The organism is Streptomyces sp. NPDC005931 (assembly GCF_042871235.1).
Lineage (GTDB): Bacteria > Actinomycetota > Actinomycetes > Streptomycetales > Streptomycetaceae > Streptomyces.
Genome location: NZ_JBIAIG010000001.1, coordinates 467,696 through 482,066, shown reverse-complemented (window position 1 = coordinate 482,066; position 14,371 = coordinate 467,696). Strand labels below are relative to the sequence as shown.

The 14,371-nt window shown below is 74.6% G+C and carries 13 protein-coding genes, 1 other RNA gene and 2 pseudogenes; 9 read left to right on the top strand and 7 right to left on the bottom strand.

Features of this window, described 5'->3' with window-relative positions; genetic code table 11:
- Nucleotides 1-124 precede the first annotated feature (124 nt).
- Together ACFYOV_RS02165 and ACFYOV_RS02160 are read left to right on the top strand one after the other, a co-directional pair.
- Nucleotides 125-1,558 (top strand): MFS transporter, encoded by a 1,434-nt coding sequence (locus ACFYOV_RS02165; protein ID WP_389081664.1) that lies wholly within the window; start codon nucleotides 125-127, stop codon nucleotides 1,556-1,558.
- 360 nt (nucleotides 1,559-1,918) lie between these two features.
- A complete protein-coding gene (locus tag ACFYOV_RS02160) occupies nucleotides 1,919-2,674 on the top strand; it encodes a class I SAM-dependent methyltransferase (protein ID WP_389081661.1) in 756 nt (251 codons plus the stop codon).
- Between the two features lie 119 nt (nucleotides 2,675-2,793).
- Here the strand turns inward: ACFYOV_RS02160 and ACFYOV_RS02155 are convergent.
- Nucleotides 2,794-3,297: pseudogene (locus ACFYOV_RS02155) on the bottom strand (response regulator); the annotation flags it as partial.
- A gap of 182 nt (nucleotides 3,298-3,479) precedes the next feature.
- Between ACFYOV_RS02155 and ACFYOV_RS02150 the strand changes: the two are divergent.
- Entirely contained in the window at nucleotides 3,480-4,337 is an 858-nt protein-coding gene (locus ACFYOV_RS02150) for a MaoC/PaaZ C-terminal domain-containing protein (protein ID WP_389081659.1), read from the top strand.
- Between the two features lie 110 nt (nucleotides 4,338-4,447).
- Here the strand turns inward: ACFYOV_RS02150 and ACFYOV_RS02145 are convergent, their stop codons facing one another.
- Nucleotides 4,448-4,615: a hypothetical protein gene (locus ACFYOV_RS02145; RefSeq protein ID WP_389081656.1), complete on the bottom strand. Its 168-nt coding sequence runs from the start codon at nucleotides 4,613-4,615 to the stop codon at nucleotides 4,448-4,450.
- 97 nt (nucleotides 4,616-4,712) lie between these two features.
- On the bottom strand, nucleotides 4,713-5,924 hold the full coding sequence (locus ACFYOV_RS02140; RefSeq protein ID WP_389081654.1) for a hypothetical protein: 1,212 nt from the start codon (nucleotides 5,922-5,924) through the stop codon (nucleotides 4,713-4,715).
- A gap of 199 nt (nucleotides 5,925-6,123) precedes the next feature.
- On the opposite strand from ACFYOV_RS02140, the gene ACFYOV_RS02135 reads away from it, so the two are divergent.
- Genes ACFYOV_RS02135 through ACFYOV_RS02125 form a run of 3 tightly spaced genes read left to right on the top strand, consistent with a single transcriptional unit; the run spans nucleotide 6,124 to nucleotide 8,982 of the window.
- A complete protein-coding gene (locus ACFYOV_RS02135) occupies nucleotides 6,124-6,978 on the top strand; it encodes a Nif3-like dinuclear metal center hexameric protein (RefSeq protein WP_389081652.1) in 855 nt (284 codons plus the stop codon).
- Nucleotides 6,975-7,718, top strand: coding sequence for a zinc ribbon domain-containing protein (locus ACFYOV_RS02130; RefSeq protein WP_389082428.1), 744 nt, complete (start codon nucleotides 6,975-6,977; stop codon nucleotides 7,716-7,718). The genes ACFYOV_RS02135 and ACFYOV_RS02130 overlap by 4 nt, the downstream gene beginning before the upstream one ends.
- 16 nt (nucleotides 7,719-7,734) lie before the next feature.
- Nucleotides 7,735-8,982, top strand: a complete 1,248-nt coding sequence (locus ACFYOV_RS02125; RefSeq protein ID WP_389081649.1) for a bifunctional RNase H/acid phosphatase — start codon at nucleotides 7,735-7,737, stop codon at nucleotides 8,980-8,982.
- On the opposite strand, the gene eda is transcribed toward ACFYOV_RS02125, so the two are convergent.
- The 4 genes from eda to ACFYOV_RS02105 all read right to left on the bottom strand — a co-directional run bounded on the left by eda (nucleotide 8,957) and on the right by ACFYOV_RS02105 (nucleotide 11,918).
- A complete protein-coding gene (eda, locus tag ACFYOV_RS02120; RefSeq protein ID WP_389081647.1) occupies nucleotides 8,957-9,616 on the bottom strand; it encodes a bifunctional 4-hydroxy-2-oxoglutarate aldolase/2-dehydro-3-deoxy-phosphogluconate aldolase in 660 nt (219 codons plus the stop codon). The two genes, ACFYOV_RS02125 and eda, sit on opposite strands and share 26 nt — an antisense overlap.
- 109 nt (nucleotides 9,617-9,725) lie before the next feature.
- Nucleotides 9,726-10,508 (bottom strand): peroxide stress protein YaaA, encoded by a 783-nt coding sequence (gene yaaA, locus ACFYOV_RS02115; protein ID WP_389081644.1) that lies wholly within the window; start codon nucleotides 10,506-10,508, stop codon nucleotides 9,726-9,728.
- 49 nt (nucleotides 10,509-10,557) lie between these two features.
- Nucleotides 10,558-11,157, bottom strand: a complete 600-nt coding sequence (locus ACFYOV_RS02110; protein WP_389082425.1) for a hypothetical protein — start codon at nucleotides 11,155-11,157, stop codon at nucleotides 10,558-10,560.
- Between the two features lie 5 nt (nucleotides 11,158-11,162).
- Complete coding sequence (locus ACFYOV_RS02105) at nucleotides 11,163-11,918, bottom strand: MerR family transcriptional regulator (RefSeq protein ID WP_389081642.1); 756 nt, start codon at nucleotides 11,916-11,918, stop codon at nucleotides 11,163-11,165.
- Between the two features lie 175 nt (nucleotides 11,919-12,093).
- On the opposite strand from ACFYOV_RS02105, the gene ACFYOV_RS02100 reads away from it, so the two are divergent.
- From ACFYOV_RS02100 to rnpB, 3 genes and pseudogenes are all read left to right on the top strand, one after another.
- The gene (locus ACFYOV_RS02100; RefSeq protein WP_389081639.1) at nucleotides 12,094-12,960 is read left to right on the top strand and encodes an AraC family transcriptional regulator; all 867 of its coding nucleotides are present in this window, start codon (nucleotides 12,094-12,096) and stop codon (nucleotides 12,958-12,960) included.
- Between the two features lie 19 nt (nucleotides 12,961-12,979).
- A pseudogene (locus ACFYOV_RS02095) lies at nucleotides 12,980-13,759 on the top strand (DMT family transporter); the annotation flags it as partial.
- Nucleotides 13,760-13,874: 115 nt separating this feature from the next.
- Nucleotides 13,875-14,283: RNase P RNA component class A (gene rnpB, locus ACFYOV_RS02090), an RNA gene on the top strand.
- The last annotated feature ends 88 nt before the right edge of the window (nucleotides 14,284-14,371 follow it).

The following is a 14,371-nucleotide window of genomic DNA, read 5'->3' as shown; positions in this document are numbered from 1 at the left end:
GCCCTACCCCCGGGCGGGCGGACGACCGGGGGTACCGGGGAGTAACACCTGGTGGCGCCGGGGCGCGGCAGCAGCGAGCCGCCGCTCGGAATCCCCGTGCGAGGCGCGCCCGGCTGTTGAGAGCATGACGCTCATGCTCGAAGCCCAGGACACCGCCCACCGAACAACCCGTCGCGGCGCACCACCCGCCTGGCTGCTGGTCGCGCTCGCGTGCGCCGGGCAGTTCCTCGTCGTGCTCGACGTCTCCGTGGTCAATGTCGCGCTGCCGTCGATGCGCACCGGCCTCGGGCTCGGCGAGCAGGGCCTTCAATGGGTGGTGAACGCCTACGCCATCGCCTTCGCCGGCTTCATGCTGCTCGGCGGACGCGCCGGCGACCTCTACGGGCGCAAGCGCATGTTCCTCGTCGGCCTCGGGCTGTTCACCGTCGCCTCGCTCGGCGGCGGCCTCGCCCAGGAGGGCTGGCAGCTGCTGCTCGCGCGGGCGGTGCAGGGCCTCGGCGCCGCCGTGCTCGCGCCCTCCACGCTGACCATCGTCACCGCCTCCGTGCCCGAGGGCGCGGCCCGCGCCCGGGCCATCGCCACCTGGACCGCGGTCGGCGCGGGCGGCGGCGCCGCCGGCGGATTCGTCGGCGGCGCGCTGGTGGACGTGTTGTCCTGGCGCTGGGTGCTGCTGATCAACGTACCGATCGGCGCCGTCGTGCTCGCCGGGGCGGTTCTGTGGCTCGCCGAGAGCCGTGCGGGCGACGGCCGACGGCTCGACCTGCCCGGCGCGTTCCTGGTGACGGCCGGCCTCGCCACTCTGGCCTTCGGCATCTCGCAGACCGAGGCCGAGGGCTGGACCGCGACGGCCACCCTCGTGCCGCTGCTCGCCGGAGCCGCTCTCGTCGCGCTGTTCCTGCTCGTCGAGGCGCGGACCAGGGCCCCGCTGATGCCGCTGGGGCTGCTGCGGCTACGGGCGGTGTCGTCGGCGAACGTGGCGATGTTCCTGTGCGGGGCCGCGATGTTCTGCATGTGGTTCTTCATGACCCTGTACGCGCAGAACGTCCTCGGCTACTCCGCCCTGGAGGCCGGACTCGCGCTGGTGCCCAGCTCGCTCGCCGTGATCATCGGCTCCCAGCTCGCGCCCCGCCTGATGCGCTCGGCCGGGCCGCGCGCCGTGGCCGTGCTCGGCACCCTGATCGCGGTGGCCGGCTTCGGCTGGCAGTCGACGATGAGCGCGGACGGGACGTATCCCACCGCGATCCTCTTCCCGGGCATCCTGATGATGCTCGGCGGCGGCCTGGCCGCCACCCCGCTGGCCGCGCTCGCCACCTCCGGCGCCGCGCCGCAGGAAGCCGGTCTGGTCTCCGGCCTGGTCAACACCTCCCGCACGATGGGCGGTTCGCTCGGGCTCGCGGTCATGTCCACCATCGCGGCGGCCCGTACGGGCGGCCGTGCCACCCCGGAGGCGCTCACCGAGGGGTACGCGCTGGCCTTCCGCACCGGAGCCGTCGTGCTGGGCGTCGGGGCGGTGCTGATGTGGGTGTGGCTGCCGCGGAAGGCGGCCGGGGGTCACTGAGCCCGGGCACGGAGAAGCACGGACAAGCACGGATGAGGCACGGACAAGCACGGAGAAGCGAGGAGAGTGCCGGGGCGCGAGGAGAGGCGGGGAGCAGAAGAAGCGGGGAGCAGTGGAGGCGGGGGCACTGCGGAACGCGCGGAGAAACCGCGGCCCGCGTGCGGCCCAGGAGGGCCCTGACGGCCTGGGACGGGGTGTGGAAGGGCAGTTCCCCGTGGGGTCGGTGTGGTGCCCCTCGCGGGTCGGCGCGGGCGGTCCAGTGGCCCGCCCATCACCTCCCGCCGCACCCGTGAACCCGCTCTGACCTGGGCTTTCGTTGCCCTCACGGCTACGCTCGGGGGACACGGAAGGGGGTTTCGGATGGACCGGAACGTGCGCACCGTCGACGACGTGCTCAGCCTGCTGGACGGCCTGTTCGCACCGGAGGCCGATCGCTGGACGGAGCGCGGCGCGGGCTGGTGGGACGACTTCTATGCCGACCGCTCCCGGCCGGTGCCGTTCTTCGTGGCCAAACCCGACGAGAACCTCGTGTCCTACCTCGACCGAGGACTGCTCCCCGCGTCGGGCCGCGCGCTCGACCTGGGCTGCGGCCCCGGACGCAACGCGCTGTACCTGGCGGCACGCGGATTCGAGGTCGACGCGGTCGACCTCTCCCCGGCAGCGGTCGACTGGGCGCGGGAGCGGGCCGCCACCACCGGGACGCGGGGCGTCCGCTTCCACTGCGGGGACGCCTTCGCCCTCACGTGCACGGAACTCACCGGCCCCTACGACCTCGTCTACGACTCCGGCTGCTTCCACCACCTGCCCCCGCACCGCCGCATCAGCTACCTCGCCCTGCTGGACCGGGTCCTCGCACCGGGCGGCCGGTTCGCCCTCACCTGCTTCGCGGCCGGCGCCATGGGCTCCGAACTGCCCGACGCAGCCTTCTACCGGGGAGTCGGAGCCGGTCTGCACGGCGGTCTCGCCTACACCGACGACTCCCTGCGCGGCATCTTCACCGACCTGACGGAGGTCGAACTGCGCCGCATGCGCGACGAATCCGAGGACGCGCCGGCCTTCGGCGAGGGCTTCCTGTGGACAGCACTGTTCCGGCGGGAGGGTGGCGTAGGGGCGTAGGGGCGTAGGGGGTTCAGCCGGCGTTCGGGTGTTGGGGCGGTAGGCGGCTTGGGGGCGCGGCGCGGGAGGGGCGGGTGCGCCGCGACACCCGACCGGCGTCAGGCCGGTTCCCGGCCGTTCGCCTCCACCGCGTCGTCCGGGACGGTGAGCGGGGCGGGCGTCGTGCCGGGATCGGCCGCGGCGAGTACCGGGTCGATCACCGTCTCCCCGGTCAGCACCCGGTGGATCGCGGCCGCCAGCTCCCCCACGGGGCCGTCCTTCACCAGGAAACCGGCGACCCCGGCAGCCAGGGCCCGGCGCAGGTGGCCGGGGCGGGCGAACGTGGTGAGGATCAGCACCCGGCAGCCGGGCGCCTGCTCGCGCAGCTCGGCGGCGGCGTCCAGGCCGTCCCGGCCGTCCGCGCCGCTCCGGCCCGGCAGTTCGACGTCCAGGAGGGCGACGTCGGGGCGGTTGACGAGCACCGCGTCCACGAGCGCGTCGGCCTCCGTCACCTGGGCCACGACCTCGAGCCCGGGCTCCATCCCCAGCAGCACGGCGAGCGCCCCGCGCCCCACCCCCCGTCCCTCCGCGAGCAGAACCCGGACGGATCCGGCGGGCCGGTACTCGCGGGGCATTTCGTTCACGACAGCAGCGTAGGCCGCAGGGGTGCGCGTGCACCCGGTAGGTGCCCGTCGCTCCTTCCGTTGCTTTCGGGATCGTGGTTCGCCGCGGCGCCCTCCGGTGCCGCCCCGTTGCCCCGGTGCCCTACCCCTGCCTTTCCCTGTGGCAGCCTCGACGCCAAGTGCTTCCGGCGATCAGGAGACCGATGCCCATCGACGCCGCCAAGGCCCTCTCCGCCGCACCCCGGACCGAGGAGATCTCCTGGGACCGGAAGGACGTCCTGCTCTACCACCTGGGCATCGGCGCGGGCCGCCCCGCCACCGACCCCGGTGAACTGCGCTACACCCTGGAGTCCCGGCTGCACGTCCTGCCGAGCTTCGCCACCGTGGCGGGTGGCGGAGCCCCCGGGGTGATCGGCGCGCTGTCCATGCCCGGCGTCGAGGTCGACCTGGCCCGCGTCCTGCACGGCGGCCAGTCGCTCACCCTGCACCGCCCCGTCCCCGCCGAGGGCACCGCCACCCTCACCGACCGCATCACCGCCGCGTACGACAAGGGCGAGGCGGCCCTCCTCGTGATGCGCACCGAGGCAGCGGACGCCGCGGGCCCGCTGTGGACCACCGACGCGTGGATCCACGTGCGCGGCGAGGGCGGCTGGGGCGGCGACCGGGGCCCGTCCGCGCGGCACGAGCAACCCACCGGGGCGCCGGACCGGACCGTCGAGCGGACGACCCGGGAGGACCAGGCCCTGCTCTACCGCCTCTGCGGCGACTGGAACCCGCTGCACGCCGACCCCGGCTTCGCCGGGCGCGCCGGTTTCGAGCGGCCCGTCCTGCACGGCCTGTGCACCTACGGCATGACCCTGAAGGCGGTCGTCGACACCCTGCTCGGCGGCGACGTCACCCGCGTCCGTTCCTGCACCGCCCGGTTCGCCGGGATCGTGTACCCGGGCGAGACCCTGCGCGTCGGCATGTGGCGTGGGCCCGACGAGGTGCGCGTGACCGTGACCGCCGTCGACAGGGGGGACGCTCCCGTCCTCGCCGGCACCGTCGTCGCGCACGCCTGAACGCGGACGGCCCCGCTGAACGCGGACGGCCCCGCTGAACGCGGACGGCCCCGCCCGTCGTCGACGGGCGGGGCCGGTTGCGGTCGCCGAGTGGCGCGTCTGACGTGTCGTCAGGCGGCCGCTTCCGCAGGCTCGTTCTCCTGCGCCGGTCGGCGGTGCCGGCCCCGCGGGGCCGTCTCGGCGTCCTGCGTGGAGACCGGTCCCCGGTGCCTGCCGTGCCCGGGCGCGGCCCGTCCGCCTTCGGCGCTCTGCGGCTGGTTCGTCATGGTGTCGCTCATCGGAAGGAATTCACCCCGTAAACATGATCTTTCGTACAGCCGGGCGAGTGTAACCGGTGCACCACGGGCCGAATCCAGGCGGCCACGCCAACCGCCACTACTTCGTTACAAGCTGTCCCAAAGGCGCCTGTTGGAGCGGCACCGGACGGGCCGTGGGGGAGTCCTCCGGCCCGCCGGGATCCGGGAGTTCCGGTTCCGCCGGCTCCTCCGTCCCCGTCCCGTGCCGGGCGCCGCCGCCCTCCGCCTCCGGCTGTCCCTGCTGCGCCGGCGGGATCAGCCGCGCCACGCCGCACGGCACCGACCGGGTGGCGTACGGCAGTCGCAGCACCCCGTCCGCCGTCCACAGCCCGGTGCCGGTCAACCAACCCTCGGGCGCGGGGAGATGGTGCACCCGGCGCTCGGCCGGCCGCCACACCCCGAGCCAGGTGCCCGCCGGGCCGTCGATGCGCAGCGCCACCGCGCACCCCTCCGGCGTCAGGACCTGCCCCGGCTGGACGGCGAACGGCGTGACCCGGCAGTCCGGCAGCCGCAGGCACTCCGGGAAGCGCACCGGCAGCGTGCTGCCCAGCACCCCCCAGCCCAACCGGTCGTGCCCCGGCGAGGGCGCGTCCGAGCGCACCAGCAGCAGCCCGCTGTCCGGGGCGGCGAGCAGGACCCGGTCGTCGCTCTCGGCGGCGATCTGCAGCAGGGGGGACACCTCGCCGCCGCGCTCCAGGTCCACCACGACCGCCTTGGTCCGCCCGCCCGTCTCCCGGTCCACGGCCAGCATCCGGCCCACGTGGTCCAGCCACACCCCGCCCGAACAGCGACCAGGGATCTCGGTCAGGTGTTCGGGGCCGCAGCCGCCGCCCGCCACCAGCCACACCGCCGTCGACCGCGGTCCCACGGCCAGCGCGTACGCCCGCTCGCCCCCGGGTGCGGGGGGCAGCAGCCGCAGCCGGGTGTCCTCGTCCGGGCACTCGACCGTGCCCAGCGGCAGCTCACCGGTGCCCGGACCCGTCGGGTACAGCAGCGAGAAGGCGTGCCGTCCGTCCGCCACCCGGTGGATGAGAACCCGCCCGTCGCCCATCGGCTGCACCTCGGTCCCGGGTTCCTCGGGCCGGTTCCCGGGCAGCGGCACGGCGTACGGCTCGGGGCCGTCCAGGGTCCAGCGCTCCGGGAAGCGGGCCCCGCCGGAGCCAGCCGGACCACCGGGTCCGGTGGTGAGGGCGAGGCGGGCGGCGTAGGAGCCGTCCGCGGTGATGGTGCAGCCCGCCGCAGCGGCTGTGTCCGCGTGTTCCGTGGCAGGTTCGATGGAACAGACCGTCATCGTTCGGTCACCTCCGGCGAAGACCGTAGTTTTCGTACCCGGAGACCGGGGACCGGCGGGAGCCCACTTCACACATAAGGGTGTTCCAGGAACGATTCGCCTGAGGGAGCCGGGGCGCGTGTGCTGGCCGGGCCCCGGCACCCGTCCCGGTGGACCGAGCCGGTGCTGCGGCGCCGAACAGCCAGGTAGCCTTGCACCCGTGCCCCGTCTGTCTGAAGTCATCGCCGCGCTGGAGAACCTGTGGCCCGCCGAACGGGCCGAGCCCTGGGACGCGGTCGGCACCGTCGTGGGCGATCCGGACCAAGAGGTCACCCGGGTCCTGTTCGCCGTCGACCCGGTGCGGGAGATCGTCGACGAGGCGGTGAAGCTGGGCGCCGACCTGCTGGTCACCCACCACCCGCTGTACCTGCGCGGCACCACCACGGTCGCGGCCTCCACCTTCAAGGGCCGCGTGGTGCACACCCTCATCAAGAACGACATCGCCCTGCACGTCGCCCACACCAACGCCGACACGGCGGACCCGGGCGTCAGCGACGCGCTGGCGGGCGCGCTCGACCTGAGGGTCGTGGGCCCCCTGGTGCCGGACCCCACCGACCCCGAGGGCCGCCGCGGCCTCGGCCGTGTGTGCGAACTCGACCACCCGCTGACCGTCCGTGACCTGGCCGCCCGGGCCGCCGCCCGGCTGCCCGCCACCGCGCAGGGCATCCGCGTCGCCGGCGACCCCGAGGCGCCGGTGCGCACGGTCGCCGTCAGCGGCGGCTCCGGCGACAGCCTCTTCGACGCCGTACGCGCCGCCGGTGTGGACGCCTTCCTCACCGCGGACCTGCGTCACCACCCGGCCTCCGAAGCCGTCGCCCACAGTCCCCTCGCGCTGCTCGACGCGGCGCACTGGGCCACCGAGTGGCCCTGGTGCGAGCTGGCCGCAGCCCAGCTCGACGAGATCTCCGACCGCCACGGATGGGACCTGAGGGTCCACGTCTCCCGGACGGTCACCGACCCCTGGACCGCCCACGCGGCCTCCTCCGCCACCGATCCATCTGGAGCCCCCAACTGAACGCCGCGCCCGCCGACCAGATCCGACTCCTCGACGTCCAGGACCTCGACGTCCGCCTCCAGCAGCTCGCGCACAAGCGCCGCTCGCTCCCCGAGCACGCCGAGATCGAGTCGCTGACGAAGGACCTCACCCAGCTGCGCGACCTGCTCGTCGCCGCGCAGACCGAGGAGAGCGACTGCGCCCGCGAGCAGACCAAGGCCGAGCAGGACGTCGACCAGGTGCGCCAGCGCGCCGCCCGCGACCAGAAGCGCCTCGACTCCGGTGCCGTCTCCTCGCCCAAGGACCTGGAGAACCTCCAGCGGGAGATCGCCTCGCTCGCCAAGCGGCAGGGCGACCTGGAGGACGTCGTCCTGGAGGTCATGGAGCGCCGCGAGTCCGCGCAGGAGCGGGTCGGAGAACTCACCGACCGGGTCTCCTCCGTCCAGTCGAAGATCGACGACGCCACCGCCCGGCGGGACGCGGCCCTCGAGGAGATCGACGGCGAGGCCGCCTCGGTCACCAAGGAGCGGGAGGTCGTCGCCGGGTCCGTGCCCGCCGACCTGCTGAAGCTCTACGAGAAGCTGCGCGAGCAGCAGGGCGGCGTCGGCGCGGCCAAGCTGTACGCCCGCACCTGCCAGGGCTGCCGCCAGGAGCTCGCCATCACCGAGCTGAACGAGATCCGCAAGGCCGCGCCCGAGACGGTGGTCCGCTGCGAGAACTGCCGCCGCATCCTGGTGCGCACGTCCGAGTCGGGGCTGTAGGGGCGGTCGGTCACCGGTGCGGGAGTTCATCGTCGAGGCGGACGGCGGCTCACGGGGCAACCCGGGGCCCGCGGGGTACGGGGCCGTGGTCAGTGACGCGGCGACCGGGGAGACGCTGCTGGAGACGGCCGAGTACCTCGGCGTCGCCACCAACAACGTCGCCGAGTACCGGGGCCTGCTGGCCGGGCTGCGCGCCGCGCGCGAGCTGGACCCGGAGGCCGCGGTGCACGTCCGGATGGACTCCAAGCTGGTCGTCGAGCAGATGACCGGCCGCTGGAAGATCAAGCACCCCGACATGAAGCCGCTGGCGGCCGAGGCGGCGCGCGTGTTCCCGCCGGACCGGGTGACCTACGAGTGGATCCCGCGCGACCGCAACCAGCACGCGGACCGGCTGGCCAACGAGGCGATGGACGCGGGAAGCCGGGGGGAGCGGTGGACGGCCCCGGCGTCCACGGCGGACCTCGCGAGCGGACCGACGGCGCCCGCGACTCGTGCGGCCGCGGTCACGGACGTGCCCGGGGCCGCCGGGGCCGGTACGCCGCAGGGGGCCGCCGCGGACGGCACCGGGCGGGCGAACGCCGATGTGCGGGCCGCGCAGGCCGTGGCCACGCCCCGTGCGGGATGGGCCCCCGCCGACATGGGCCCGCCGGCCACCTTCGTCCTGCTGCGGCACGGTGAGACCCCGCTGACCCCCCAGAAGCGTTTCTCCGGCAGCGGCGGCAGCGACCCCTCCCTCTCCGGCGTCGGCCGCGAGCAGGCCGAGAGGGTCGCGGCCGCCCTCGCCCGGCGCGGCACGGTCCAGGCGATCGTGTCCTCCCCCCTCGCCCGCACCCGCGAGACCGCCGGCATCGTCGCCGCCCGCCTCGGCCTCGACGTGACCGTGGACGACGGGCTGCGCGAGACCGACTTCGGCGCCTGGGAGGGCCTCTCCTTCGGCGAGGTCCGCGCACGCCACCCCGAGGACCTGAACACCTGGCTGTCCGACCCCGGCGCCGAACCCACCGGCGGCGGCGAGAGCTTCGCGGCCACCGCCACCCGGGTCGCCGCCGCCCGGGACAAGCTGATCGCGGCGTACGCGGGGCGCACGGTCCTGCTCGTCACCCACGTCACGCCGATCAAGACCCTCGTACGGCTGGCCCTGGGCGCCCCGCCCGAGTCGCTGTTCCGCATGGAGCTGTCCGCGGCCTCGCTGTCGGCCGTGGCGTACTACTCCGACGGCAACGCCAGCGTCCGGCTCTTCAACGACACCTCGCACCTGCGCTGAGCCCCGCCGCCGCACGCGCCAGCCGCTCGACCCGGGCCCAGTCCCGGCCCGCCACCGCATCCGCGGGGAGCATCCAGCTCCCGCCGACGCAGCCGACGTTGGGCAGCGCCAGATAGTCCGGGGCGCAGTCCGGGCCGATCCCGCCGGTCGGGCAGAAGCGGGCCTGCGGCAGTGGTCCGGCGAGCGACCGCAGGAAGGCCGTGCCGCCCGCGGCCTGCGCCGGGAAGAACTTCATCTCCCGCACCCCGCGCTCCAGCAGCGCCACCACCTCCGACGCCGTCGACACCCCCGGCAGGAACGCCACCCCCGACGCCCGCATCGCCGCCACCAGTGCGTCCGTCCACCCCGGGCTCACCAGGAACCGTGCCCCGGCCGCCACCGCCTCGGCCGGCTGCCCCGGCGTGATCACCGTCCCGGCCCCGACCACCGCCCCCGGCACGGCACCGGCCACGGCCCGGATCGCGTCCAGCGCGGCAGGCGTCCGCAGCGTCACCTCGATCGCGGGGAGCCCCCCGGCGACCAGCGCCCGGGCCAGCGGCACGGCGTCGGCGGCGTCCTCGACCACGACGACGGGCACGACCGGGGCGAGGTCCAGAACCGAGGGGAGCGGCTGAGCGGGCAGGGGGAGACTCATGCCGCAGATCCTGCCGCCCACGACGCGCATGCAGCAAAGGTCATTGCGCATCCTGCAACGGGTGAGCCCTCGCGCCGTAGCAGGAAGCCGGTGCCAGGAGGCCGGTGCGTCAGTGCACCTCCGTCACCAGCACGTCCAGTGCCCACGCCGCCCCCGTCCGGGCCGGCGCCTCGGCCTCCACCACGTACCCCAGGTCCCGCAGCGCCTCGACCAGCCCGGCCGGGTCCTTGGGGGCCACCCCGTCCGACAGCAGGCTCCGGACGATCCGCCCCTTGGTCGCCTTGTTGAAGTGGCTGACCACCTTCCGGGTCGGCGCGTGCAGCACCCGCACGGTCGCCGTCCGCCCGGCCACCGCGCCCTTGGGCCTCCAGGCCGCCGCGTACGCCGCCGACCGCAGGTCCAGCACCAGTCCGTCACCGGCGGCCTCGGGCAGCACCGAGGCCATCGGCGCCCGCCAGTGCGCGCCCAGCGCGCCGAGACCGGGCAGCTTCACACCCATCGAGCAGCGGTAGGACGGGATCCGGTCGGTGATCCGGACGGCACCCCACAACCCCGAGAACACCAGCAGGGACCGGGCCGCGCGCCGTTTCGCGGCGGCGTCGAGGGAGGCCAGGTCGAGGGCGTCGTAGAGCACGCCCGTGTAGATCTCCCCGGCGGGCCGTGCCCCGGCCGTGCGCAGCTCCGCGTTCTTCGGGACCTCGCCCCGCAGCCCTTCGCTCAGTCCGAGCACCTCGCGCGCCTTGTCCTCGTCACCGGCGCACAGCTCCACGAGCTCGGCGAGCACGGCCTCCCGGGCGTCGGTCAGCCCCGGCAGCGACAGCGACTCGAGCTTCAGCGGGGCACCGCGGCCGGAAGCGGCCTTGCCTTCGGACGGCGGCAGCAGGACAAGCACACGTACTCCTTCGGTAGAGCTCCGCCGAACAGCGTACGGCGGAGCCCGGTCAAGCGGAGGCGCTCCCTTCGCGCTCCCGGGTGAGTTCCGCGACCGCCCTGACCAGGGTGTCCGGGTCGTCGGCGTGGAAGCGGACCACGCGCACCGCCCGGCGGCCCCCGAGAAGGGTGACGTGCGTGACGGGCTCGGCCAGCTCCAGCGTGACGGTCGTCCGCGACCCCACGGCGAGGTCGAGCTCGCCCTCGGCCCGCTCGTGGGTCATGCGCAGCTCACGGCGGACGGAGGCGATCCGCGCCGGTGGCACCCGCAGGTCGACGTGCACGCCCCGCCGGATCCGCAGCGCACCCGCGTCCAGGACATGGGGGCGGACGACGCCGGCGGCGTGCAGCGCGACGACGAAGACGACGGTGTACGCGTCCAGGACGAACACCACCGCGTGCACCGTGGGCCAGTCGCTCAGCAGCACGGACATCGCCGCGGTCTCGACCGCGCACACGAACGCCAACGCGAACGTCGTCGCCCCCTGCCCCCTCGCGTACCCGAAGGCCCTGCCCCCGGCGGGTTGGACGGGCGCACGCCGGACGATCCACAGCCCCAGGCTCACCAGAAGCCGCACCTCGTGCCGCACGAGATCCGAGACCACCCCCAACCCCCTCACGAGCGTCCCTCCGTGACGATCCGCAGCGTCCGGCGGATCGCCTCCGCCTGGGCCGGAGGGAAGTCGGCGTAGAAGGCCCGCAGGAAGCTGCGGTCCCGGTCGAGGCCCGGCACCTCGGGCACCAGCTCGGGCGGAACGCACCCGGCGAGGGCGCGGGCGGCCTCCTCCACCCGCGGGTCGTCCGGGTCGGCGTCGGCGAGCGCGTCCAGCAGTGCGTAGGCGGTGAGCGCCCGCTCCACCCCGCCCGGCGCCTCCAGGGCAGCGCTCAGCAGCTCCATCAGCCGCTGCCGCTCCTGCGCGGGCGCCGCGGTCTCCAGGAGTGCGAGCATCTCCCGGTCCCTGGCGGCCATCGGGGAGTCGGAGAGGTCCGCCATCTCCCGGAACAGCGCGGCCAGTTCCGGGGAGACCGGCCCCTCGGCGGTCAGTCCGCCCTCCGTCCCCAGCAGGGCCCGCAGCCGCGCCCGCCGGTCGTGGATCGCCGCCTCCTGCCGCGCCAGATCCTCGTCCAGCTCCGTCAGCACCTCGACGAGGTCCTTCCCGGCGTCCTCCGCGAGGACGTCGCGCACCTCCGCGAGCCCGAGCCCCAGCTCCGTCAGCCGCCTGATGCGCGCCAGCACGACGGCGTGCCGCAGGGTGTAGTCCCGGTACCCGTTCGCCAGCCGCTCCGGCTCGGGCAACAGCCCCAGATGGTGGTAGTGCCGCACGGTCCGCGTGGTGACGCCGACGGCGTCGGCGAGTTCTCCGATCCGCATGGGACCAGTAGAGACGTTGACGTCGCGGCAGGGTCAAGGGAGCAGCCCCGCCCGTGACGGGCGCCGAGCCCTTCGCCTTCGACCTGGACACCGGCGACTTCCTCTGATCCCCTGTGGGCGGGGGTTGCTCCCGGTGGCTGGGGGCGTGCCCCCCTGTGGGGCGGGGGTGCGAGGAATGAGCGCAGAGGCAGACGCAGACGGAGACGCGGACGCGGACGTACGGGAACAGGCCCGCTGGGCCAGGGCGCGGCTCGGCCGCTGCGGGCCCCCGGTCGACCTGCTCACCGCCCGCTTCAGCCGGCACCAGTACGCGCCCCACGCCCACGACGAGTTCACCATCGGCGTGACCGTCGGCGGCCTGGAGGTCATTGCCTACCGAGGGAGCCGGATCCACTCCGGCCCCGGCTCGATCGTCGTCCTGGAACCCGGCGAGATGCACACCGGCGGCCCCGCCGCCCCCGACGGCTATGCCTACCGCGCCCTGTACGCCGACTCCGCCCTCCTCACCGAGGGCACCCTCGGCCCCGGCGTCCCGCACTTCCGCGACGCCGTGCTCGACGACCCGGAGCTCGCGGCCGCCCTCCGCCTCGCCCACACCGACGTCAGCGCCTGCCCCGACCCGCTCGAGGCGGAGTCCCGGCTGCCCTGGCTGCTGACCGCCCTCGCCCGCCGCCACTCCACGGCCCGCGCGAGCGACGACACCGTGCCCGGCGCCGGGCACATCGCCCGGGCCGTCCGCGACCGCCTCGCCGACGAACTGCTCGACCCGCCCTCCCTCGCCGCCCTGGCCGCCGGCCTCGGCCTGTCCCGGTACCAACTGCTGCGCGCGTTCCGTACGACGATGGGCGTGCCGCCGTACGCCTGGCTCGCCCAGTACCGGGTGACCCGGGCCCGCGGCCTGCTGGAGGCCGGCCTGCGCCCCGCCGAGGTGGCCGGCCTCGTCGGATTCGCCGACCAGGCGCACCTCACCCGCTGGTTCCGGCGGGTGCTCGGGGTGACCCCGGCGGCGTACCGCAACAGCGTTCAAGACGCCGCACGCTGAACCGGCCGACACTCACCGCATGACTGCACGCGGCTGGTTGCTGTTCTCCCTGATGGGAGTCGTCTGGGGCGTCCCCTATCTGCTGATCAAGGTGGCGGTGGACGAGCTGTCCCCGTCGACGGTGGTGTTCGCGCGGTGCGCGCTCGGCGCCGTCCTCCTGCTCCCCTTCGCCCTGCGCCGGCCGGGCCTCGCCCGCACCCTGCGCAGGCACTGGAAGCCGATGCTGGCGTTCGCGGTCATCGAGATCGTCGGGCCCTGGTACACCCTGACCGACGCCGAACGCCACCTGTCCAGCTCCACCGCGGGACTGCTGATAGCGGGCGTACCGATCACCGCCGTCCTGGTGTCACGCTTCTTCGGCGCGGCCGAGTCCCTGGGCGCCCGCCGCGTCTGCGGCCTCGCCCTCGGCCTCGGCGGCGTGGCCGTGCTCACCGTCCCCCACCTGACCGGCGGTGACGCCTTCTCCCTGGCGGAGGTACTGCTGACGGCCGTCGGCTACGCCACGGCGCCCCTGATCGCCGGCCGCCACCTCAAGGACGTCCCGACCCTGCACCTCATCACGCCCTGCCTGGCCCTGGCCGCCCTGGTGTACGCCCCCGCGGCGATCGCGACCCGCCCGGCGGCCCTCCCCGCGGCCGAAACCCTCGCCGCCCTGGCCGCCCTGGGCATCGTCTGCACGGCGATCGCCTTCGTGGCCTTCCTGGAACTGATCAAGGAGGTCGGCCCGACCCGCGCGTCGGTGATCACGTACGTCAACCCGGCGGTGGCCGTGGCGGCGGGAGCCGTCTTCCTGGACGAACGCCTGACCGGGACGGTGCTGGCCGCCTTCACCCTGATCCTGGCGGGCTCGGTCCTGGCCACGGCCGCCGCACCGAAGCCGGTGCCGCGCCGGGTACCATGGTCGACACGGCAGACGAGCCGGGCGGACGGCCGCGTGGAGTCCCCCTAGGGGGCTTCCCGAGGAACGTCCGGGCTCCACAGGGCAGGGTGGTGGCCAACAGCCACCCGGGGTGACCCGCGGGACAGTGCCACAGAAAGCAGACCGCCGGGGACCTCGGTCCTCGGTAAGGGTGAAACGGTGGTGTAAGAGACCACCAGTGCCCAGGGTGACCTGGGCAGCTCGGTAAACCCCACCCGGAGCAAGGTCAAGAGGAGACGCCTCTTCGGAAGCGTCTCTGCGCGGACGTTCGAGGGCTGCCCGCCCGAGTCCGCGGGTAGACCGCACGAGGCCGGTGGCAACACCGGCCCTAGATGGATGGCCGTCGCCCCGGCTCCCGCGAGGGAACCGGGGAACAGAACCCGGCGTACAGCCCGACTCGTCTGCCGCTCTGCATTTCCGCAGGTCAGAGGCAATTTTTTCCGCGCTGGTGGCCGGCTGGCTGGCCCAGACGATGCCCGCGGACGCACGGAT